At 45.7% G+C, this 23,307-nt stretch carries 14 protein-coding genes; 6 read left to right on the top strand and 8 right to left on the bottom strand.

The genetic code is table 11. The features are described 5' to 3' along the window. Nucleotides 1-33: 33 nt before the first annotated feature. Nucleotides 34-1,116, bottom strand: coding sequence for a sn-glycerol-3-phosphate ABC transporter ATP-binding protein UgpC (ugpC, locus tag L3V33_RS10870; protein ID WP_237290369.1), 1,083 nt, complete (start codon nucleotides 1,114-1,116; stop codon nucleotides 34-36). A 296-nt stretch (nucleotides 1,117-1,412) separates the two neighbouring features. On the opposite strand from ugpC, the gene L3V33_RS10865 reads away from it, so the two are divergent. From L3V33_RS10865 to L3V33_RS10850, 4 genes are all read left to right on the top strand, one after another. After that, a complete protein-coding gene (locus L3V33_RS10865) occupies nucleotides 1,413-2,333 on the top strand; it encodes a sugar ABC transporter permease (RefSeq protein WP_004734436.1) in 921 nt (306 codons plus the stop codon). Further along, nucleotides 2,333-3,184, top strand: coding sequence for a carbohydrate ABC transporter permease (locus tag L3V33_RS10860; RefSeq protein WP_004734435.1), 852 nt, complete (start codon nucleotides 2,333-2,335; stop codon nucleotides 3,182-3,184). Before L3V33_RS10865 ends, L3V33_RS10860 begins: the two co-directional genes overlap by 1 nt. Nucleotides 3,185-3,360: 176 nt before the next feature. Continuing rightward, on the top strand, nucleotides 3,361-4,587 hold the full coding sequence (locus L3V33_RS10855) for an ABC transporter substrate-binding protein (protein ID WP_004734434.1): 1,227 nt from the start codon (nucleotides 3,361-3,363) through the stop codon (nucleotides 4,585-4,587). Nucleotides 4,588-4,749: 162 nt separating this feature from the next. Next, nucleotides 4,750-7,896, top strand: a complete 3,147-nt coding sequence (locus L3V33_RS10850; RefSeq protein ID WP_237290368.1) for a beta-galactosidase — start codon at nucleotides 4,750-4,752, stop codon at nucleotides 7,894-7,896. Nucleotides 7,897-8,060: 164 nt separating this feature from the next. On the opposite strand, the gene ygjK is transcribed toward L3V33_RS10850, so the two are convergent. From ygjK to ebgR, 7 genes are all read right to left on the bottom strand, one after another. Beyond that, the gene (ygjK, locus tag L3V33_RS10845) at nucleotides 8,061-10,472 is read right to left on the bottom strand and encodes an alpha-glucosidase (protein WP_237290367.1); all 2,412 of its coding nucleotides are present in this window, start codon (nucleotides 10,470-10,472) and stop codon (nucleotides 8,061-8,063) included. Nucleotides 10,473-10,487: 15 nt separating this feature from the next. Further along, a complete protein-coding gene (gene ygjJ / locus L3V33_RS10840) occupies nucleotides 10,488-11,552 on the bottom strand; it encodes a protein YgjJ (RefSeq protein WP_237290366.1) in 1,065 nt (354 codons plus the stop codon). A gap of 462 nt (nucleotides 11,553-12,014) precedes the next feature. Next, the gene (locus L3V33_RS10835) at nucleotides 12,015-13,448 is read right to left on the bottom strand and encodes an amino acid permease (RefSeq protein WP_017080740.1); all 1,434 of its coding nucleotides are present in this window, start codon (nucleotides 13,446-13,448) and stop codon (nucleotides 12,015-12,017) included. A 575-nt stretch (nucleotides 13,449-14,023) separates the two neighbouring features. After that, nucleotides 14,024-15,448 carry an amino acid permease gene (locus tag L3V33_RS10830; RefSeq protein WP_004734429.1) on the bottom strand — a complete coding sequence of 475 codons (1,425 nt, stop codon included), beginning with the start codon at nucleotides 15,446-15,448 and terminating at the stop codon, nucleotides 14,024-14,026. A gap of 164 nt (nucleotides 15,449-15,612) precedes the next feature. Continuing rightward, nucleotides 15,613-16,065: a beta-galactosidase subunit beta gene (locus L3V33_RS10825; protein ID WP_017089759.1), complete on the bottom strand. Its 453-nt coding sequence runs from the start codon at nucleotides 16,063-16,065 to the stop codon at nucleotides 15,613-15,615. Between the two features lie 3 nt (nucleotides 16,066-16,068). Then, nucleotides 16,069-19,185, bottom strand: coding sequence for a beta-galactosidase subunit alpha (gene ebgA, locus L3V33_RS10820; protein WP_237290365.1), 3,117 nt, complete (start codon nucleotides 19,183-19,185; stop codon nucleotides 16,069-16,071). 324 nt (nucleotides 19,186-19,509) lie between these two features. Continuing rightward, a complete protein-coding gene (gene ebgR, locus L3V33_RS10815) occupies nucleotides 19,510-20,493 on the bottom strand; it encodes a transcriptional regulator EbgR (protein WP_102498625.1) in 984 nt (327 codons plus the stop codon). A 393-nt stretch (nucleotides 20,494-20,886) separates the two neighbouring features. Between ebgR and galE the strand changes: the two genes are divergently transcribed. Together galE and L3V33_RS10805 are read left to right on the top strand one after the other, a co-directional pair. Then, nucleotides 20,887-21,906: a UDP-glucose 4-epimerase GalE gene (gene galE / locus L3V33_RS10810; RefSeq protein ID WP_054547556.1), complete on the top strand. Its 1,020-nt coding sequence runs from the start codon at nucleotides 20,887-20,889 to the stop codon at nucleotides 21,904-21,906. A 227-nt stretch (nucleotides 21,907-22,133) separates the two neighbouring features. Next, on the top strand, nucleotides 22,134-23,186 hold the full coding sequence (locus L3V33_RS10805; protein ID WP_237290364.1) for a UDP-glucose--hexose-1-phosphate uridylyltransferase: 1,053 nt from the start codon (nucleotides 22,134-22,136) through the stop codon (nucleotides 23,184-23,186). The last annotated feature ends 121 nt before the right edge of the window (nucleotides 23,187-23,307 follow it).

Below are 23,307 nucleotides of genomic sequence, written 5' to 3'. Positions count from 1 at the left end.
GCGACATCGAGCTAGCTCTACCGTTTTTAAAGCCTAGTTAATACGCTGACCTTCAGCATCAAACAGATGGCAATCTTTTGATGCGAAATTTAAATTGAGAGACTGATAGCGTGCGACTTCTTGATCCCCGGGTAGATGAACCTTGAAGCTATCAACACCACATGATTGGCCAAACATATAAGTGCTGTTGCCAAGCCTTTCTACCACTTCGCTCTGGAACTCAATCGTGATATCTGACTCGCCATTGATCTCCAAATGTTCTGGTCGAATACCAATAGTCAATTTTTGTCCTTCGGCAAGGCCATCACTTGGCAATGGCAGAGTCATTTTATTAAGTCCATTGACGGTCAGTTGGGCATGAGTTTCTGAGGTGCTGTTCACGACACACGGTAAGAAGTTCATTTTCGGAGAGCCAATAAAGCCGGCCACAAACTCATTTTGTGGAGAATGGTACAGTTCGAGAGGTGAACCGACTTGTTCTACTCGACCATCTCTCAGTACTACGATCTTGTCAGCAAGCGTCATTGCTTCGACCTGATCGTGCGTGACATAAATCATGGTATTTTGCAGATCTTGATGCAATTTGGCGATTTGTAAGCGCATATCGACACGAAGTTCAGCATCTAAGTTTGATAAAGGTTCGTCGAATAAGAACACTCTTGGGTTACGAACAATTGCTCGACCGATAGCAACACGCTGACGTTGTCCTCCCGAAAGTTCTTTAGGTTTACGTTTCAACAAAGGGTCTAGTTGAAGCGTTTTCGCTGCACTGGTGACTTGTTTCTCGACGACTTCTTTAGCAACACCGTTCATTTTCAGGCCAAAGCCCATGTTTTCTTCAACCGTCATATGCGGATAAAGGGCGTAGGACTGGAATACCATCGCGACACCACGCTCGGCAGGATCGATATCGTTAACCAGATCATCGCCAATATGGATCTCACCTTCAGTAATCTCTTCCAAGCCAGCAACTAAGCGTAAGAGAGTTGATTTACCGCAACCAGACGGTCCAACGAATACTACGAATTCGCCGTTACTTATTTCTAGATCAACACCATGGATCGTTTGAACATCACCATATCGTTTGATGACCTGTTTTAAGCTGATATCAGCCATGCTCTCTCCTTGCTTCGTTGGACTGCATCTCTTTGCCTTTAAAACATACGCTTTCATCAGAAATTTGTTAGGTGCCTCGCATGATTTATTGATCGTGGTCATATAAATTTGGCAATCTATACTGATTTTTGTGGAAACGTTTACAAAAATAAAACATAACTGTGCGCAATGTTATCAATAAGCCTAATATTTGAACGTAATTACTATAAATGCTGCGTTGCTCGATTAAATTTAGAAACCTAGGTGGAAATTAATCAAATAGTAAATGAAGCTTTTAATACAAGGAATTTCGGGAAATGGAGCAATCTGTGAAAACGATATACCCAGAAAATCGCATCCCATCGGCGAAAAAGAAAAGGCGCATTAGTTCTAAGGTGTCGCCTTGGCTGTTTTTGGCGCCAGCCATCGCTATCTTCTCTCTCTATGTTATCTACCCCATCTTGGACAGTATCTGGCTGAGCTTCTTTGAGTGGGATGGGTTAGGCGAAAAAGAGTGGGTGGGGCTTGAGAACTATCGTGAGCTTTTTGACTCAGATGCTTTTTATACTTCGTTAACGAATAACTTCCTTTGGTTGATTTTCTTTATGCTTGCGCCACCGTGTGGCTTGGCGATTGCCCTTTTCTTAAACCAACAAGTGAAAGGCATTCGTGTCGTTAAATCCTTATTTTTCTTCCCCTTTGTTATCTCTCAAGTGGTGGTTGGTCTAGTGTTCTCCTGGTTCTATGACCCCTCATTTGGCCTTTTCAATATGGTTTTGGGTGCCTTCGGTTTTGAGCCCATATCAATACTCGCTGACGAAGACTATGTCACCTACGGGATCATTGCCGCTGGCCTATGGCCACAAATTTCTTACTGCATGATCTTGTATCTCACGGGGTTGAACAACCTCGATCCAGAACAGTTGGAAGCGGCGCGACTGGATGGTGCAAAGAAGTGGCGGATGTTGTGGTACGTAGTTCTTCCTCAACTAAGACCCGCGACGTTTATTGCTGTGGTCGTGACCGTGATTGGTGCCCTACGTTCTTTCGATTTAGTGGCAACCATGACGGCGGGTGGACCTTGGGGCAGCTCGACGGTACTGGCGTATCAAATGTATGAAGAGTCTATCTTTAACTATCGAATGGGTTACGGTGCGGCGGTTTCAGTGGTGCTGTTTCTGATTATGGATATCTATATCGCTTACTTCTTGTGGCGCATGTTAAGGAGTGAAAAATAATGTTTCCGCAACCAATTCAAAAAGCCGGTCGCTTTACTAATATCAGTTACCGAGTCGCGTTACCTATCTCGATCGTGATGTGGTTGTTACCGCTTATCGCCGTGATGATGACGTCGATTCGTTCGATGGATGACATCAACAAAGGTAATTATTGGGGCTGGCCGAGCGAGATTCAGTTTATTGAGAACTACACCCAAGTTTTTACTTCGACTTCGATGGGGCAGTACTTAATCAATAGTTTGATCATTACATTGCCAGCAGTCGCAGGGGCTGTCGCTCTTTCTACTTTGGCCGGGTATGCCTTGGCGAAATACAACTTCAAAGCCAACGTTTGGATCTTTGCGATGTTTATCGCGGGCAACTTTGTTCCGTTCCAAATCTTGATGATTCCAGTGCGTGATTTAACGATTGGACTCGGTTTGTACGATACCCATTGGGCGCTGATTTTCTTCCATATCGCTTTTCAAGCCGGCTTTTGTACCCTGTTCATGCGTAACTTTATCGTTGGCATTCCCGATGCCTTGATCGAAGCGGCGCGTGTTGAAGGGGTGAGTGAATGGAAAATATTCTGGCATGTGGTGCTGCCTTTGGTTCGCCCAGCTTTAGCGGCGTTAGCTGTATTGGTGTTTACCTTTATTTGGAACGATTTCTTCTGGGCACTAGTACTGGTTCAGAGTGATGACGTTCGTCCTGTAACTGCGGGTTTGAGCTCACTACAAGGCCAATGGCTGGCGTCTTGGCAGTTTATGTCGGCGGGTGCTGTTGTCGCGGCTATCCCACCGGTTGTGCTGTTTTTCACCATGCAAAAGCACTTTATCGCAGGTCTGACATTAGGTGCGACCAAAGGGTAAATAACGAGATAAGAATCGATACACGAATCTAGCAATAGCGACGGCTTTAGTCGTTATTGCTACCGACATCCCGAATGGATGAATCATTGAAGAGAAACTAAAACACGAACAACCCTACGAGAGAAAACAATAAGAATTGGACTTAGAGAGCTTAGCTCCATAACAAGGACCTCAATATGAAATACGTGAAACATATCGCTGCCTCTGCAGTGCTCGCTGCCTCCATGTCTGCAACATCGTTTGCAGGCACCTTAGTCATCAACTCAGATGCTTCTGATCCAGCGCCAAAAGAGGCGTGGGGTGAGATCATCAATCGCTTTGAAAAAGAAAACCCAGATATTACGGTGAAGTACAACTTGTACGATCACGAGTCGTACAAAACAACGATTCGTAATTGGTTGGTTACTTCGCCGCCGGACGTGGTTTTTTGGTATGCGGGTAACCGAATGAAAGCCTTTGTTGACCGCGGCCTGTTTGAAGATGTTAGTGATATTTGGACTGACAACAACATGAAGCAAGACTTTGCGTCAGCCGCACCTGCAATGACGGTAAATGGCAAGCAATTTGGTGTGCCATACACGTATTACCAATGGGGTATCTACTACCGCAAAGACATTTTTGAACAGTATGGAATTGCTGAACCTAAAACATGGGATGATCTGAAATCGGCATCGGCAACGCTGAAAGAAAATGGTGTGGCACCGTTTGCGATTGGTACTAAGTACTTGTGGACCGCCGCAGGTTGGTTTGATTACATCAACATGCGTACTAACGGCTTGGATTTTCATATTCAGTTGATGGAAGGCAAGGTGCCTTATTCTGACGAACGTGTGAAGAAAACCTTCGCTAACTGGGCTGAGCTTGTTGAGCCTGGTTACTATCTAGAAAATCACGCCTCTTATTCTTGGCAAGAAGCTCAACCTTTCTTGTACAACGGTAAAGCGGCGATGTACCTCATGGGGAACTTCATCACGCCTAACTTCCCTGCTGAGTTAGATGGCAAGATGGATTTCTTCCAATTTCCTGTCATCGACCCAAGTATTCCGATGTCAGAAGACGCGCCAATGGATACGTTACACATTCCTTCTAAAGCGAAAAATAAGGAAGATGCACGTAAGTTCTTAGAGTTTGTTGCTCGCGCTGAAAACCAACAGCTGATCAATGAGATGCTGTTACAAATTCCGACCAACAATAAAGCCAAAGCCAAGTCTGATCCGTTCTTAGATAAAGGTGTAGCAATGCTCGCTTCTACCGATGGTACGGCTCAGTTCTATGACCGTGATACCGATCCTGCGATGGCCAAAGAGGGCATGAAAGGTTTCCAAGAGTTTATGGTTCACCCTGACCGAATCGAAAAAATCTTAAAGAAACTCGATAAGGTGAGCAAGCGTACCTTTAAGTAATATCTCAATAGCCGCAGCGGTTCTGGCTGCGGCTTTTCTTTTGTCTCTCTAGGGATTATTGCCAGTGCTGATTCGTTGGTGTTCGTCATGTTTGAATGTTATGGAGCACTGAGTATCACTTGCAATGATTCACTTTGAACGGTTTATCGTAAGGAACACTCCATGAGAACTTTCTCTCAAATCATCTCTGCCCGTGAATGGGAAAACCAACACATCACTCATCATAACGTTGTTGATGCTCATGCTCCTTTGAATGGCTACACCTCGTTGGCTGAGGCTGTGGGGAAGAACTCGTCACGCACCTTGTCTCTCAATGGGGTTTGGAAGTTTCAGCTGTTCGATTCGCCTGAGTTGGTCAGCGAAGAGTTTGTCTCTGAGCATTTTGATGATTCTTCATGGAAGTCGATCGCAGTGCCAAGCAACTGGCAGATGCAAGGCTTTGATAAACCAATCTATACCAATGTGAAATATCCTTTCGATGACAAACCGCCTTTTGTTCCAGCCGACAATCCAACGGGGCTGTATCGCACGCGTTTTAATTGTACCGAACAAGCGCTTTTGGATACCCATAGGCTCACCTTTGATGGCGTTAACTCGGCATTTCATTTGTGGTGCAATGGTAAATGGGTTGGGTATTCACAAGACAGCCGATTACCGGCTGAATTTGACGTATCTGAATACTTACAAGCAGGCGAGAACACGCTAGCAGTCATGGTGCTGCGTTGGTCTGATGGTTCCTATCTTGAAGACCAAGATATGTGGTGGCTCAGCGGCATATTCCGTGATGTGACTTTATTGAGAAAGCCCAAGGTCGCCATTGAGGATGTTGGTATTGAGACTCAGCTAGATGCTTGCTATCGCGATGCGGTTTTAAATATTTCTACGCAAATAACCAAGCACAGCAATGATGTAGAAGGCTGCGATAAGCTGATAGCTGAACTTTATGATGCTCAAGGACAGTTGGTTTGTGAACCTCAAATCGTGGGCTTTGGTGAGCGAGTTGTGGATGAGAAAGGGCCTTGGTCTGAAGTCGCTGAACACCGCATTTCAGTGGTGAATCCGAACAAGTGGAGTGCCGAATCACCTTATCTGTATCGTTGTGTGGTGTCATTGCTCAATGAACATGATGAGCTTGTCGATTGTGAGGCTTACGATGTTGGATTTCGATGTGTTGAAATTACCGATAGTTTGCTCAAAGTTAACGGTAAGCCGTTGCTGATTCGTGGTGTGAATCGCCATGAACATCACCCTGAATTGGGTCACACCATGACTCGTGAAGGAATGATTCAAGACATCAAACTGCTCAAACAAAATAACTTCAATGCCGTTAGAACCGCTCATTATCCGAATCACCCATTATGGTATGAATTGTGTGATGAGTATGGCCTGTATTTGGTTGATGAAGCGAATGTGGAAACCCATGGTCAGTTTCCGATGTGTCGACTGTCTAATGATTCGTCGTGGTTGAATGCGTACATGAGACGAATGACAAGGTTAGTGGAGCGCGATAAAAACCACGCCAGCGTGATCATTTGGTCGTTGGGTAATGAGTCGGGGATTGGTCGTAATCACCATGCGATGTATCAATGGGTGAAACAAACTGATCCAACACGTCCCGTTCAGTATGAAGGTGGCGGGGCAGATACAGCAGCGACCGATATCTTGTGCCCAATGTATGCGCGTGTTGATTGGGATTTACCTGTGGTTGAGAGTCAACCTGAAGTGACACCTCGCGTGGGCATTCGCAAAGCGATCGCTCTACCAAACGAGCATCGTCCTCTTATTCTCTGTGAGTACGCCCATGCAATGGGGAACAGTCTAGGTAGCTTTGATAAATACTGGCAGGCGTTTAGAGACAACCCAAGATTACAGGGCGGATTTATCTGGGATTGGGTCGATCAAGGGATCACAAAAACCGATTCGAGCGGCAAGCCGTATTGGGGATACGGTGGTGATTTCGACGACGATATTAATGATCGCCAGTTCTGCATTAATGGTTTGGTATTCCCAGATCGAACGGTTCATCCAACGCTGCATGAAGTGAAAAAGGCGCAACAGTTTTATCTGTTCAAGCTGGTTTCTGCATCACCACTGGTGATTGAGGTACACAGCGAACACCTATTTGTGACCAGCAGGGTTGAAACGTTGAATTGGACGGTTACCCAGAATGGTGTGGTGACGAGCGATGGTTGTATCGAATTGATGGTTGGTGCGGGCGAGAGTGTTCAGATAGAGCTTAATGGTGTGACTATTCCTCATACGGCCAATGCGCTTAATTACCTCAATCTTGAAGTAGTATTAAATGCCAATACTGCGTGGGCGAATAAAGGTCATGTGACGGCGACTGAACAGTTTAGCTTACCTACTCAGCCGCAATTGATGTTGGATGCCAACCTCTCTCAACTTCCACCGAAAGTGACTGAAACCGATGCGCTGCTGACGGTGAGTTGTGATACTTATCAAGTAGAGTTTGACAGATTATCTGGGACACTAGAGAGCTGGAAAATCAAAGGCGTGGAACAGCTTGCTAGTGGTCTTCGAGATAACTTTTATCGTGCACCATTGGACAACGATATCGGTGTCAGTGAAGCAAACCGCGTCGACCCCAATTCATGGATAGCACGCTGGCAGGCGATGAGGTTGGATAGGCTCACTCCAGAATGTATCGAATTTTCATCCATCACTCAGAAAAACGGGGTGTCGGTGACGGCAATCATTGCTCATACAGTGGAAGAGCAGGTTCGTTTGTTGTCGACTTGGCGGTACCAATTATTTACCGATGGTGAGGTTAAGTTAGATGTGGATGTTCAAGCGGCGAAAGGTTTGCCGTCTCTGCCACGAGTCGGTTTTGAGTTTGCTTTGAACCATGTGCCTGATGGGGTGGAATGGTTTGGTCGTGGGCCACACGAAAACTACCCAGATCGAAAAATGTCAGCCCATATAGGGCGATATCAGCAGAACATTGAACAAATGCATACCCCGTATATTTTCCCTTCTGATTGCGGCTTGCGTTGTGATGTTCGCGAGGCAAAAGTGGGAGCATTTGAACTGCAAGGAGACTTCCATTTCTCAGTCAGTCGTTTTGGGTTACAGCAGCTACAGAAGGCAAAGCATACTTGTGACTTAACCGAACAAGAACAGCTGTTTGTTTATGTCGATGGCTTCCATATGGGTGTCGGCGGCGACGATTCATGGACGCCAAGTGTTCATGATGAATACAAATTATTGAAAGAGCATTACCATTATCAGGTGCGCTTCTATTGTGGTGAGAACGGTCAAAGTACAGCGAATGGAGTAAAAGGATCATAGTAGGCCAAATAGTCTAAATGCTTGTTTGTTCGATTATTTGGCTTCAGATATAAAAAAGGCACTCAACATAACGCTGAGTGCCAAAGCCTGAAATTTGTTAATTCGCAGTATCTTATTGAACCGGTGTATTAATGAATCTCAGAGGACAGGTAAAAAGGTTCGATTTACTCTGCGTCAGTAAAGAAATCGTTGTAAAGCATGTACAAGTGAGCCGCACTCCAAGAGAAGTTTGGTGCGCCTTGTTGTTCGCCGGTTAGTGGGTTGTAGTTTTCACGGATTGGACCGTCTTGAACTAATCCATCGGCGTGGTCAAAGAACGCACCTGCCATTTCAATCGCATCGTCGCGGTAGCCGTAGCTGTCCATGCCTTTTAGGCCGAAGTAGAATTGATCCACCCATACACGTCCACGCCAGTAAATGTCTGGGCCAAATGCAGGGCTAGAAAGCGCTGCTGTGCCTAGTGGAACGTAGGTATTGAACTCTTCTGTATCTTTCATTACAGAGACAACTGCATCAGCGTTAGCTTGAGTGGCAGCTGCATTGAACAATGGTGACCAACCTTCAGGGCCTTTACCACGCTCTACAATCGGTTTACCTGCACAGCCATTCGCTAGTGGTTTGTCTTCGATACGAATGTCGTAGAAGAAGTTAGTGCCTTCGTCGAACATACAGGTGTTGATGTAGTTCGATAGGTGTTCAGCCTTTTCACGGAACTCTTTCGCTTCTGCATCTTTACCAAGAATGTCAGCCATTTCTGCTAGGTACTTGTTATCGCTGTACATGTAGCTTGCTTGGTCGACAGATTCTTGCAGTAGTGAGTAGCCCAGTAGCGTGCCATCTTCAGCGCGGTTTTGAGCGAACTCAACATCCCAATCGCTGCGCTTGCCGCCATTCGCCACATACGCGTCTAGCTGATCTTTATCGATGAAACCAAATGCGGCTGCATCGTCACGACCTGACTCCCAAGACGCGGCTGTTTGTGCTGGGCTTTCGATGTAATCGTAGTTACCTTCAGCAATCACTTTATCCAGTGCAGCTTGGCCTATAACTGTCTCGTGCTTATCGCCACGAACCACAGTGAAGTACATTTCACCTTCCGGTGTGTTGTGTGCTTTATCACGTGCTGCGCCGTATTCAGGTACGCCGTTGCCGTTGTTGTCACGGTTGCGCAGCCACCAATCGTGGTATGCCATGAGCTTTGGATACATCTCTTCGAGCCAAGCTTGATCGCTGGTGGTCTTATAGACTTCCATTACTGCCCATGCTGCTAGGCTTGGTTTTGTATTACGTTCATTCCAGTTGCCACCATCGCCGCCACGTTCTGGGCTTAGGTTGTAAGCAAGCAAATCTGGCACGTAACCTTCATCCCAAGGACGAACTGCATCGTCAGCCTGAATTTGGTATGCGAACATCGCGCGGATGTTGTCTTTCGCTACATCTGGGTTGAAGTGAGCCATTGCGTAAGCTTGCTTCCATGTGTCCCACGGCCAAGTTTGGTTGCCCGAGAACCAACGTGCCGTTACTGATGGCGTGACTGAGTCAAACTCCATCGCACCTGCAGCGCCACGCCAGTTACCGTTTAGGGTTTCCATCGCTTTAACCGCAACACGCTCTTGCTCTGGTGTTGCGTTCGGGTTGGTTAATCCCATCTCTAGATAGCCTTCCCAACGTTCTGCTGATGCCGCTAAGAAGTCGGTAGGGTTTGCCATGATCTTTTTGATTTTAGGCTGTTCTGCTTGCGCTTCTTCTGCCGTTAGAACATGCGAGTAAGTAGTGTAGATGGTGGTCGATGCTTCAATGTTTGCGGTTGAAGTAAACGCTAAACCATCCACTGTGGTTTGTGTTGGAATCGACTTGTGAACTTGGTACTCAGACTCACCAGAAGTCAGTAGATCCCATGTCGAACGAACCTTACCGAAGGTCACCTTTAGGCCATCGTCGGTCGCGACGATTTGACGGTCATACTCAGGGTAAGTTTCAGCGATGGTTTTGTCGGTTTGTGCCACGCCTTCTTTAGCGTGCGTTTTTTCTAGTAGTTCACCATCCCACACTAATTCGGCTGGGGAGTCAGTGGTGATTTTAGTTTCTAGCAGAGAGGTACGGTTTGAAGCAAAACGCATCGTCATTTCTACTGTCACATCGTCAGATTTTAGCGTTTGAACCAATGCGCCCGGTAGGCTGTAAGCTTCCATAGTGAAAGCCACTTTTTTGCCGTCTTTGAACACGCTTAGGCGGTCGAAGTTATCAGCCATGAAGTTGATGTATTCTTCGGTAAGCAGTGCTGTACCTGGGAATCCGCCCATGCCTTCTGCACTGTCTGGTAGCAGGTGACCGTGCCATGCACCTAGGTCGAAGAATGGGTTAAAGCGTTGGTGGTCATCGAAGTCGTAGTCACGCATGTATTCAGGTGAGCCAGTACGGTCGATAACGTTCTTAAATTCGTTGGCTTGCAGTTGTTCTGTGTCAGATCCTGAGCCAGAGATTGAGTTTGATCCGGAGATTGAGTTTGAAGTACAGCCAGTAACGACAAGGGCTGCACCGATAGCGAGAGCTGCGAATGATTTATTCAGTTTCATGATGAGTTCCTGTTATTACCAGTAGAAGTATTGCATTGCGAACACTTGCGCGTCGCCGATTTCAGTGTCGCTGCCTACGCCAAAGCGGCTGTCGAAAGCAGTCGCAAATGCACCGTTTCCGTATTCGTACCAAACGCCAGCATTGATGTAAGACGTGATTTCTTTGTCGCCATTGTCACCGTCAAAGTTTGCGTAGTTGTAGGCTGCAGATAGGTAAACGCCTTGTGCCGCTTCGTACCATGCACTGGTTTGAATACCAGACTCGCTACCGAAAGACTCTTGGTTGCCTTTATCGGTATCGTGCCAAACACGAGTGGCGAAGTTTTTGTACTCAGCACCCAATAGCAATAGTTCACCACCATCGTTGTTACGAACTTCACCGCCACCCATTAGGGTTAAGTCGTCGGTCAGATCGTATTGAAGGTAACCATTGACCATGGCGTTCTTATCTTTCCATTGGTCTGCGAAGCTGTCGTATTTACCGAAGTGAACGAGAGCATCGTCTTCCGAGAAGTCAGACTCTGGCGCGAAAGAAACGCTGTAGCGAAGCTTGCCTTCTAGGTTTTGAATCTTCACACCAAGGTGCACGTCTCGCGTGTTTGAGATCGCGTAGCCGTATTCAACCGTAGGGTCACCCCACCATTGAACGTCATCTAATGAAGAGTCCATACGACCAATCATGAATTCTGTTTTGTTATCTGTGCGGTAGCCAGCGTAAAAGCGGTTGAAACCACCTTCAAAGCCGCCCCAGCCGTGGCCTGTTGCCCAAGCATTGCCTTCGTCGTCGGCTTGTACTGTCCAGCCTTCCATGTAAGCAAGACCAAACCAATTACCGTGCTCGATAGCCAAGCCTGCTTCAATGTAAGTACCGTCTGCGTAGCGGCCTTTATCATCACCTTCTAGTGCCACGTGACCACCAAGGCCAAGCTCACCATAAAAGTTAAATAGGGTTTCAGTTTCTGTCTGAGGAGGCTGAGTATCACTGTGGTTTGCTGCGGACTCTTCCGCGTGGGCAGTGGCACTTAAGGCAGCAAGAATACAGCTTGTAATAAGAGTGTTTTTAGTAAAACTACTTTTCATTTTAATCACTTCTGTGTCGGGGTTATAAATGAAGGTTCGCAAGCAGTTCTGACTTCTAATATGGGGTGCTCTTCAAGGAGTATTGGTCAGGTTACTTACGATCGCAAAACCGATATTAATGATTATTTTCATGTTTAAAATTAAATCACCTTAAAAATGTGATCTATTTTTAGTAAATATTTACTTTGTTTTTATTTTGACTTTATGTTGAATTTGCAGAGGTATGGCTAGGGTTGTAAGTATTCCCTGTGTGAATCCTTGTCTGAGCGGATAGATTGTTGAATTGAATATGTTCTGTCTTGATAGTTTTGGTGGAAGAGGGGTGTTTTGGTAGGAGGTATTTGGTCGGAGATAGGTTTTTAGAAAAAGGTATCGACAAAAAAAAGCACTCACCGTGTGGTGAGTGCCTGTAATAGTTCAAACAAAATCAAAGCTAAGATTTAAATCAAGGTTAATAGGAGACTAAGCGTTCGCCGGTTCAGGTTTTGCTTCTAGTTTTTTCTCTTCTGGAGATAAGCTTTTTTCATATTTGCCGTACTTCCACCACGCGTAGCCAAGGAAGATAACAATCCCGCCCACGTTGTAGAAGATGATGGTCATGATGTCAGCACCTGTTGGGAAAGTAGACGCAAAGAAACCAACAGTGAAAATGCCGATCAGAATAGAGACCACGGTAATGCCTGTCATACGTGAGCCCATTCTGAAATCACGAGGTAAGTGATCCAACTTCAAACGTAAATTAAGGTACGCGATCATGATGAATAGTGGTGGCAACATCGATGCTGCAGCCGTCATGTTGATAATGGTACTCATCAGATCTTGTACTGTATCGGACGCCAGTGTCGGAATGAACATCAGTGGAATCACAATCAAAAACTGAATCCAAGCCGCACGTTCTGGAACGCCTTGTTTGTTTAGAGCGACCGTTTTCTCACCGAAGATACCTTTAGGGATTTCAGAGAAGAAAATCTTAACGGGTGTCGCTGTCCACATCAGTAGAGAGCCCAGCATCGCCGTGAATGAAACCACGCCCACAAAGCGATTCATTAGGATTTCAGACAACCCAAAGTGTCGTGCTAGCCCTTCGAATACCTGCACTGAGCCGCCAGTAAATTTAAGCTCTTCTCGCGACACAAATACGTTTGCTAGTACTGAACCCACCGAGTAAAGCGCACCAATGAAGATACCCGCGATGATGATTACTTTAACGAAAGACTTGTGACCGCCTTTGATGTCGTTAACGTAAACCGCTACCGATTCTGCACCGCCAGCCGCCATGAAGATCCAAGTGATTACGCCAAGGAATGCCCAGTTAAAGCTTGGTGTCATCGCTTCAATGGTGATTGGGTCTGCTGGCTCGATACCACCGATCAAAGCACCGCCAGACAACAAGATGTAAGACATTGTTAGCAACAACATAAGCGACGATGTTAGTGAGGTGATGGGGCCTAGTAGTTTCGCGCCATTGTTTGAAATGTGCGTAGCAATCGCAAATAAAATGGTGCTGAGGATCGCCGTGGTGATTGGCGTGAATATGTACTCAAATCCTAAGAACGCATACGACGCATAAGCGATGATTCTAGGCAGCAGAGAGGTGAAGAAGAACAGGTTAACAAACCAGTAGGTATAAGCCGAAATAAACGCCCAGCGGCCTCCTAGAGAGCTTTTAACCCAAGAATAAACGCCCGCTTCAGAGTTTTTATTCAGTGACACAAACTCTGCGACGATCAAACAAAAAGGCACAAAGTAAAAGATGGTGGCTAGAAAGAACATCGGCGCCGAGGAAAGGCCGATCTCGATGTTGTTGTTAATGATGTTGTTGAAGCTGTATACCGCCGCGAAGGTCATAGACAGTAGGGCAAACTTGCCTATCGTACTGCGTTTATTTTCGGACATGATGTTCTCCGGTGAATCACGTTGATGATCGTTATAACTTGGTCCTAGAGAGGGAGGCTCTAGGCCGCACTTTTATTGTTATGTTGGTTTGGCAAACACCCGCTTTGTTTTGTCAGGGTTGGCTCATTGTTGTTTTTATAGATTTACGATCGGACTTCTTAGTGCTTTTCTTTCTTGATTTTCAGTAAAGTTATTACCAAAACAAAGAGTTAAAGGTTAAGAGGTTCATCAAAGAGGTTGTTTGTTTCATGAACGACGATTTGTAAGGCTTGTAGGGGCTTTTTGTCGTTTTTAAATATGAACTCGTTCGTCTCTTCAGCAAGAAGATTAAAGATTAAGCGGCGGGAAGTTAATCAAAATTGATCAAATATGTGACCTTGAGTAAATAAATTTAGTTAATATTTTACCTTTGTTTTTGTTCGGGTTTTATTACGATTTAATTAACGTTTTTCGTGAAGTGAACCCTTGACGGAACGGCGTTTTTATTTTCGGGTGTTGTTTTTTAATTATCTGATTTAAAACAAAAAAAGCGCCATGGTAGGCGCTTTTGAAATTGGTTCTAATGCTGCTAAGTATTACGATTGCTTAGCCGCTTCTAGCTTTGCATCTTTACCTGCTTGCTTCTTTTCAAAGCGAGAGATCCACCACCAAGCGATAGCTGAGAATACAGCCGTCATAAATACATTGACGAAGAACGCTTGCATTAGGTCTACACCTGTTGGGAATGCTGACGCCGTCATGCTGACAACAAAGATACCGATAAGTACTGACACAACAGACATACCTTGAACTCGAGTACCCATGCGGAAGTCACGTGGTGTATCGTCATGCTTCAAGCGGAATACAAAGTACGCCACCATGATGAAGATAGGCGGTAACATTGCGGTACCTGCTGTTAGGTTGATTGCTGTGTTCATCATGTCTTGCACAGACTCAGAACCGAAGCCGTTAACCACTAGCATTAGGAATACGAACGCAAACTGCCACCATGCTGCGCGTACTGGCACACCGTGTTCGTTAAGCTCAGTCGTCTTCTCACCGTAAACACCTTTAGGGATTTCAGAGAAGTGAATTTTTACTGGAGCTGCTGTCCACATCATCATTGAACCGAACATCGCAACGAATAGGATAATACCGACGAAGCGACCCGTTAGAGATTGTGAAATATCGAAGTAGTTCGCCATACCAGTAAAGATTTCAACCATACCGCCAGCATAAGTGAGTTCATCACGTGCAACGAACACGTTCACTAACAGAGAACCGACTGCGTACATGATACCGATAGCGATACCCGCGCTGATGATCACCTTGATGAAAGACTTATGACCGCCCTTAACATCGTTTAGGTAAGCGGCTGCGGTTTCTGCACCGCCGGCTGCTTGGAAGATCCAACACATGATGCCTAACGTTGCCCAGTTGATGGTTGGCGTCATTGCTTCAAGTGTGATTGGCTCTACAGGTTCATGGTTACCACCGAGTGCCATCATCGCGCCGATAACGTAAACCGCGAACAGTGCAAATACGCCGTATGCCACGATCTCTGCAATCTTACCTAACCAGCTCGCGCCTTTAGTAGAGATGTGCGTTGCCGCCGCAAATAGACCAATTGAGATTGCTGATGTCACAATAGGAGAGAAGGCGTACTCGTAGCCAAGCATCGCGTAAGACGCGTATGCGATAACGTTGGGCAGCAATGATACAAACCAGAATAGGTTAACGAACCAATACAGGAATGAACCTAAGTAGGCGGCTTTTGAACCTAAAGGTTGTTTAAGCCAGTCATACATGCCTGACTCAGAATTTTTATTTGCTGATACGAATTCAGCAATAATGAATACGAATGGAATGAAGTAAATAAGAGTCGCAAGCAAAAAGATAGGGGCTGAACTCAATCCCAATTCGATGTTGTTATTTACAATGTTGCGAACGTTAAATACCGCTGCAAATGTCATGGAGAGCAAGGCAAATTTACCTAACTTACCGCGTACAGATTCAGACATAGTGTCCTCCAAGGGTCACGTAATTATAGTCGTTATTTCTTTAGGCTTCCTTGTAGGGAATAAGCATAAAGGCGTTATGCAGTGTGACGGAGCCTTGAACGGCAAGGCTCCGTCACACTGTGAATAGATCTTGTTGTTGCTTTCGTTTGTTTAGCTTCAGTTACTTACTTATTAAGGAAGTAACCGTCTTCGATAGTCACTTTCAGCACCACTTTACGAACTCGGTTATCACCGTGGAATCGGTAGGCTTTGCTGTTATCAAATATCGCTACTTGGCCTTCAATGAGTTCACGAGTTTCACCGTTACCCATTAGGTGTTCACGGTCAGTCTCATCGCTGTAAGCTTGGATTTGCTCTAGCTCTGACTTGGCTGCGAACTCGACGGTTTCACGGCCTTCTAGGTAGTAATGCACGTCGAAGTAACGACGGTTGCCAGTAAAGTTTTCGGTGTTTCGAGCCACACCGTCTTCAATCATGTAAGCCAGTGAGTCACCAATGGAATACATCACGCCATCTTTGATGTTGCCGATGTTTTCAATCGCTTCTACACAGCGTTGCCATTTACGACCGTCGCGGTAAACGACTTTAAATTGCTCTAGGTTGTCTAAAACGATCATCGCTTATGCCTCGTTCTGTTGTGGTTGAGCTTTCGGTGGATTCGCCGTAAAAAACTCATCGCCAAAGTTGTGATTGATTAGGTGCTGCGCGTCGCAATCGCCTGCTTGGAATGGAATCAGAGTTAAGCCGTAGCGGAACTCGTCCATGTAAACTCGGTAAGAGTCGAGCACTTCGCTGCCCCAAGAATTCGAGCCTAAGCCCATCACTTGGTGGTCTAGGTTTAGCGTGATGTAACCGCTCTTCTCTAGCTCAATGGTGTGTTGTGCTTGGTGAAGGTTTTGGTTGGTGTAGAACCATGCGCTGAAGTTGATTTCTTGCTGTGGTTTTACTGCAATACCATTACCCGCGCGGCTTGAAAGCGCAGCCCAACGAACGTGTTGGCGGTTGCCGTTGTTTTGTGGGAACGGGTAGTTCTCGAACATGTCAGCCACGGTTGATTGGTAAACATCAATCATGTTGGCTTGCTTGCTGTCTTGGTAGTTCTCTTCAGGACCGCGGCCGTAGTATTGAACTTGGTCGAAGTCACCGTTAATGCCCATGTCGAAACCAATTACTGGAATCACGTGAGGGTAATCACCGTAACGTTCGCCACTTAGCTCAACGTTCAGTTGACCTTCAGCACTGATTTGGTAGCGATACTCACAACGCATGCCGAAATCAAATACTGGTGGAGCAACGATGCTGGTGGTGGTGATCTCTACCTTGCCGTTAACTTGCTCAACGTTTAGCGTGCGGAAGTGCTCTTGCATGATTTGTAGATGCGCAGGCTCCCAGTAACCATCGTGCTCTTGCTTATGGTTATCGATCATTGGCTTGAAGAAGTTCAGCTTAGGCTCCGACTTAATCAGTTCTTCGCCATTGACTAACCATGACGTCAGCTTGCCGTTCACTTTCGAGAAGTTCAGTGCAAAGTTATGGCCTTTGATTACATAAGCGAGGCGAGACTCTTCAACATTCAGTGCCGTTGCATTGTTGTTGGTGAAGGTGTCAAGCTGTGCTGTGTTCTCTTTCGCTTGGAATTGATAAACCGCGATATCGTGGTTTGCTTCGCTGTATGAAGTACGAGAGTCCTTACGAACCGTAAAGTTCACAAACACTTCACGCTCATCTAGCTTTGGTAAGTTAAGCGTTAGTTCACGGCTAGAGTTTTCAGCCAGCTCTTCTACTTTGATGTGTTGTACTGCAACCGTTTCACCTTCAGCACGGATTTCCGCAGTGATGGTGTAATCATCGATGTTTGAGAACCAAAGTTTATTATCGACAGTAAAGGTGCCGTCTTCTGCGTTGAAGTCGCGGATCTTCACAGGCGCGATGACTTGTTTGTACTCTTTCAAGCCAGGGCCTGGCGTTTGGTCTGGGTAGATCAAACCATCCATGCAGAAGTTGTAGTTGTTCGGGTAGTCACCGTAGTCACCGCCGTACTTGTAGAACTCAGTACCCGCTTCATCACGCGCTAAAATGCCGTGGTCACACCATTCCCAAACATAGTGACCTTGAATTGCGTCATGTTTGTAGAACACGTTTTGGTATTCAGTTAAACCACCAGGGCCGTTACCCATTGCGTGTGCGTATTCGCAAATGATGCGCGGTTTTTCGTGTGGAAATTCACCGAAGGCATTCATCAGTTGAGCACGTGAGTACATGGTTGAAATGATATCTACCACTTCAGCATCACGGTCTTCTTCGTAGTGAACCAGACGCGTGTCATCAATCGCTTTTGCGGCATCGTACATAGATCGGATGTTGCAGCCGTAGCCAGACTCGTTACCCAATGACCACATGATGATTGAGGGGTGGTTCTTTTGAGCGTGAATATGACGTTCGATACGTTCAACAAACACCGCTTCCCATGCTGCATCGTTAGTGATGCGGCTTAGGTCGCCAACGTTCGCAAAGCCGTGTGTTTCGACATCGGTTTCGCCCATGACGAATAGGCCGTAGATATCACACAGTTCGTAGAAGCGTGGGTCGTTCGGGTAGTGCGCTGTACGTACTGAGTTGATGTTGTGTTGCTTCATCAGTACCAAGTCTTTCTCTACGCGATCCATGCCGACAGCACGGCCTTTTAGGTGGTCGTTGTCGTGACGGTTCACACCGTGCAGCATCACGTACTTGTTGTTGATGTAGAACAGACCATCGCGAACTTTAATATCACGGAAACCAACGCGTTGTGGAATCACTTCCAGCACCTTGCCGTCAGCGTCTTTCAGCGTTAGTAGCAGTTGGTACAGGTAAGGGTTTTCAGCGTTCCATTGAACTGGGTTAACCACATCAATAGAGAATTGAGTATTCGCATTGCCGTCAGTCAATCTATTAGGAACGGCTAAGCTATCTACAGAGCCTTGCGAGATAACTTGGCCGCCATCAAGCAATGCGTACTCAAGGGTTGCGTTTGTTGCTGCTGCTAGGTTTTCTAGTTCCACTTTGCACGACAGGGTAGCGCTTTGGTAAGCGTCGTCGAAGTCTGTGCGAACGGTAACGTCTTGAACGTGCAGTTGTTCTTTACCTACTAGGTAAACATCACGGAAGATACCGCCCGTCCACCACATGTCTTGGTCTTCAATGTAGGTTGAATCGGCCCATTGCATCACGCGAATAGAAAGTAGGTTGTTGCCTGCTTTTACATGGCTAGAGATATCGAACTCAGCGGTGAGGCGGCTGCCTTTGCTGAAACCCACGTACTCACCGTTTACGTAAACTTCGAAGTAAGTTTCAACGCCATCGAATTTGATGATGGTTTGTTTCTCGTCCCAGCTTTCGCCTAGGAAGAAAGAGCGTTGGTATGCGCCGGTTGGATTGTCTGATGGTACGAAAGGCACATCAATTGGGAATGGGAAACCTTCATCTGTGTATTGAAGATCACCGTGGCCTTCCATTTGCCACATGTTTGGAACCGTAATATGGCCCCAGTCTTTCATTTCTTGAGAGTAGAACTCTTCAGGAACCAATAGTGGATTGGTGAAATAGCTGAAATTCCATTGGCCACTCAATAGTTGGAAGTGGCTGCTAAGTTCACGCTGAAACGTTTTTGCATTCTTTTCTGATGCGTATGAGAAGAAGTATGCACGCGGTGCCATACGGTTCTCATGTAAGTTCAGGAAGTTTTCCCAGTTGTTCACGTTGCCTCTCTCTCGGCCTAGATGCAATTTGCTGACCGACGTTCTTATGCGTAATTGGGTCGTAGTGAATACGAGTATTTTTGGACTGAGGTAATTATTAGTAAAACTTTTACTAAATGAAATTGGTGAAAACGTTTTACTTTAACTCCATCACGTTTTTTATGGTCTTTTTACAGTGCTGTGTGATCCACTTAAAAGAATGCTATTGGCTGTTTTATGAAGCAGGCTAAAGAGGCCGGTATGTGTATATAGGCGTATGTGATGGGCACAAAAAAGGCCACCTTCAACAAAGGTAGCCTTAGTTTATCTATTTGATATTTATAACTATTTTGTCGTGTCGCGCAGCTTTAATTTGCTTGGTACATAGACACGTAGTGGGATAGTACGGCCGTCGCGTACTTTCTCAATCAACAGGTTAACGCCTTGAATTCCCATTAGTTCAGAGTGAATACGAACAGTCGATAAAGATGGGAAGGTAAATTTAGCTGTTGGGATGTCATTTACACTAATCAGTGCAATATCTTCAGGAATGTTTAATCCGTGCTCATGAACGGCTCGTAAAACACCAATTGCGATGGAATCTGACGCAATAAACATGGCTTTAGGGTAGTCGCCAGTCGCTAGCATCTGTTTTGCAAGCTTATAACCTGAAGAGCTAGAGAAGTCTCCACGATAGATGTCTTGCTCGCTGACAACGTTCTTAAGGCTACCGTATTCAGCAAAGGCGACTTCGCGAATATCAGGAGTGTTGACGTTATCTTGTCCGCCAATAAAACCAATGCGTTGATAGCCTTGGTTGATAAAGAAGTTGGTGATCTCTTTGCTGATCAAAGCCAGGTCGATATCGACAGAGTCATAAGGTTCAGAGTGATCAGTGAAATCGACATAACAGATATTATCGCTTAGCTTTTTGGCTTGTTCGATAACCTCCGGTGTCATTCTCCCCACCAACAATACACCAGTGACAGGTGCTGAATTTACGTGTATTTTACTTTCATAACAGTTAGTTAGTTTAACTTCCATCTTGTCACATTGGGTTTCAATCCCGTGGCGAATCGATAGATAGTAAGGGTCATTCACTTCAGCTTCTTGCTTGTAGTTATACAGCGCAAGGAAGTGATGATTTTGTTTTTTACTGCTAACGGCTTTTCGTGAGCTGCTGGTTTTGTATTCCAACTTCTCTGCAATTTCAAAGATACGCCTTTTGGTCTCTTCCTTGACGCTTAATGTTGGATCTTCATTGAGAACCCTTGAAACTGTAGCCAATGAAACATGTGCTTCAGTCGCGATATCTTTTAACGTTGCCATACTCACTTCCTGTTATTGGAACATTGCGCTGCTTTGAAATTGGTATTTAGTAAAAAAGCAATGCACCTCTTTATTCTACAGACCTATTGTAATCAAACTGGAAGTCATTGCATTAACTTTTAGTAAAATAAATGTTCAACTCCTCTATGATGTCTCAAATCTAACTATCTATAATTATATTATTAAAATTCAATGGATTAGGTGTATTTATTTATACGTTCTTCCTATGTCACGTTCAGTAACAATGATATGAGTTAGTGTAAACGTTTACACTTCGTGGTTTTGATCACAGAATTATAGCCAAAATGGCTGCTACTATTTCTGGCATACGGTGCTACTGAGCTGAATGTCAGTTCGAGTTAGTCCAAGAATGACGACAAAGAGAGGTTGATTGTGAAAGTACTGGTTACGGGCGGCATGGGTTACATCGGAAGTCATACATGTATTCAAATGATACAGGCGGGTATGGAGCCAATCATTGTTGATAACCTTTGCAACAGCAAAGAGCTAGTACTGGAGCGAATCGAATCATTGACCGGTAAGCGACCAACTTTTTATCTTGGCGACATTCGTGATCAATCTTTTCTAGATAGCGTTTTTTCAGAAAACGATATCCAAGCTGTGATTCACTTTGCTGGCCTGAAAGCGGTTGGGGAGTCGGTGTCTAAGCCTTTGGAGTACTACGATAACAACGTCAATGGATCATTGGTGTTAGCTCGCAGCATGAAGAAAGCGGGTGTGAAGAGCATTGTATTTAGCTCTTCGGCTACCGTTTACGGTGATCCAGAAGTGGTGCCAATTACTGAAAGCTCTCCAACAGGTGCAACAACTAATCCTTATGGTCGCAGTAAGTACATGGTCGAAGAATGTTTGAGTGATTTGTTCAACGCTGAGAACGATTGGAGTGTGACATTACTGCGTTACTTCAACCCAGTTGGCGCCCATTCATCAGGCACCATGGGTGAAGACCCACAAGGTATTCCAAATAATTTAATGCCGTTTATTGCTCAAGTAGCGGTAGGTCGTCGCGACAAATTGGCTGTTTTTGGAAACGATTACCCAACAGTCGATGGCACAGGCGTTCGCGACTATATTCATGTTATGGATTTAGCGGACGGACACGTAGCCGCATTGAAAGCGGTTGGCGAGAAGGCGGGTTTACACATTTACAACCTAGGCACGGGCAAAGGCTCAAGCGTACTCGAGATGGTTGAAGCCTTCGCACAAGCATCGGGTAAGCCAGTTCCTTATGAACTTTGCCCACGCCGCGCTGGTGATATTGCTGAATGTTGGGCAAGCACTGAAAAAGCAGAGCGCGAACTTGGCTGGAAGGCGACGCGTAGCGTGATGGAGATGACAGCGGATACGTGGAATTGGCAGTCGAATAACCCGAACGGCTATTCCCCTTCGTAATTGAAGCCGCAGCGTTGTTAGCTGCAACTCCAATTTCTTTGGAGAATACAGATGAAGAGAGATTCCAGATATCTCGTCCCTCGATTCTGGAATGACGAATTTTAAAACTACGATTTCTGAACGTCATTCCCTACAGCGAGGAACGAGCGTGATAGGGAATCTCCTTGTAGAAGAATTATTCATCTTGGTTAATTGACCAAGACACAAAATTTGAGAGCAATCTAAACATGTCAAAAGTTGAATTTAACCCAGTAGACCATCCGCACCGTCGTTATAACCCATTAACGGGTCAGTGGATCTTGGTATCACCGCACCGAGCAAAGCGTCCTTGGAGTGGCCAAGATGAAAAACCATCGACTGCGCAGCTTCCTGCGTATGAGAAAGAGTGTTTCTTGTGCCCAACCAATACGCGTATTTCGGGCGATGAAAACCCAGATTACGACGGCACTTATGTATTCAGTAATGATTTCGCGGCGTTGATGCCTGACTCACCTGATGCTCCAGAGTCTGAAAACCCTCTATTCAAGACTCAAGGTGTTCGCGGGTTGAGCCGTGTTATCTGTTTTTCTCCGGACCACAGCAAAACGTTGCCGGAGCTTCCGGTAAACAAGATCCGTGGTGTTATCGATACCTGGAATGAACAGATTGAAGAGTTAGGTAAAGACTACCTATGGGTTCAAGCGTTTGAAAACAAAGGTGAGACCATGGGCTGCTCTCAGCCACACCCACACGGTCAAATCTGGGCAAACAGCTTTTTACCCAATGAGATTGAACGCAAAGAAAAACTGCTAAAAGAGTACTTCGAACAACAAGGTTCTAATCTTCTAGTGGATTACGTTGAAGCTGAAATGAAAGACGGCTCTCGTACTGTGGTTGAAACCGAACATTGGATTGCTGTGGTTCCTTACTGGGCAGCGTGGCCATTTGAAACCATGTTGCTGCCAAAAACACACATCCGCCGTATGAGTGAACTGACTGACGAGCAGCGTGATGATTTAGCGGTTGCGATTAAGAAGCTGACGAGCCGTTACGACAACTTGTTCCAGTGTTCATTCCCTTACTCAATGGGCTGGCACTATGCGCCGTTCTTCGAAGAAGGTACTGACATCGACCATTGGCAGCTACACGCGTTGTTCTACCCACCGCTACTACGCAGCGCATCGGTTCGTAAGTTCATGGTCGGCTACGAAATGTTGGCTGAGTCTCAGCGTGATTTAACCGCAGAACAAGCCGCGCAGCGTCTTCGTGATTTGAGTGACGTTCACTACAAAGAGCAGTAATCGACTGTTTCGTTGATAGTAAAACTAATCGATAGCTCGGTTACTAAATAAAAAAGCGAGATTCCTGATATCTCGTCCCTCGATTCTGGAATGACGGCAGGTGAAAGGCATATAAGTTTGG

The organism is Vibrio sp. A2-1 (genome assembly GCF_021728355.1).
In the GTDB taxonomy this organism is placed as follows: Bacteria; Pseudomonadota; Gammaproteobacteria; order Enterobacterales; family Vibrionaceae; genus Vibrio; species Vibrio splendidus_K.
Note: the sequence above shows the minus strand (reverse complement) of the source record. Positions and strands in the feature narration are given on the sequence as shown.

Bases quoted from the DNA above. Each gene is read 5' to 3' on its own strand.
- ebgR (WP_102498625.1), bottom strand. From the start codon at position 20,493: ATGGCAACGTTAAAAGATATCGCGACTGAAGCACATGTTTCATTGGCT.
- ygjK (WP_237290367.1), bottom strand. From the start codon at position 10,472: ATGAAACTGAATAAATCATTCGCAGCTCTCGCTATCGGTGCAGCCCTT.
- L3V33_RS10860 (WP_004734435.1), top strand. From the start codon at position 2,333: ATGTTTCCGCAACCAATTCAAAAAGCCGGTCGCTTTACTAATATCAGT.
- L3V33_RS10830 (WP_004734429.1), bottom strand. From the start codon at position 15,448: ATGTCTGAATCTGTACGCGGTAAGTTAGGTAAATTTGCCTTGCTCTCC.
- L3V33_RS10850 (WP_237290368.1), top strand. From the start codon at position 4,750: ATGAGAACTTTCTCTCAAATCATCTCTGCCCGTGAATGGGAAAACCAA.
- L3V33_RS10855 (WP_004734434.1), top strand. From the start codon at position 3,361: ATGAAATACGTGAAACATATCGCTGCCTCTGCAGTGCTCGCTGCCTCC.
- L3V33_RS10835 (WP_017080740.1), bottom strand. From the start codon at position 13,448: ATGTCCGAAAATAAACGCAGTACGATAGGCAAGTTTGCCCTACTGTCT.
- L3V33_RS10825 (WP_017089759.1), bottom strand. From the start codon at position 16,065: ATGATCGTTTTAGACAACCTAGAGCAATTTAAAGTCGTTTACCGCGAC.
- L3V33_RS10865 (WP_004734436.1), top strand. From the start codon at position 1,413: ATGGAGCAATCTGTGAAAACGATATACCCAGAAAATCGCATCCCATCG.
- ygjJ (WP_237290366.1), bottom strand. From the start codon at position 11,552: ATGAAAAGTAGTTTTACTAAAAACACTCTTATTACAAGCTGTATTCTT.
- L3V33_RS10805 (WP_237290364.1), top strand. From the start codon at position 22,134: ATGTCAAAAGTTGAATTTAACCCAGTAGACCATCCGCACCGTCGTTAT.
- ugpC (WP_237290369.1), bottom strand. From the start codon at position 1,116: ATGGCTGATATCAGCTTAAAACAGGTCATCAAACGATATGGTGATGTT.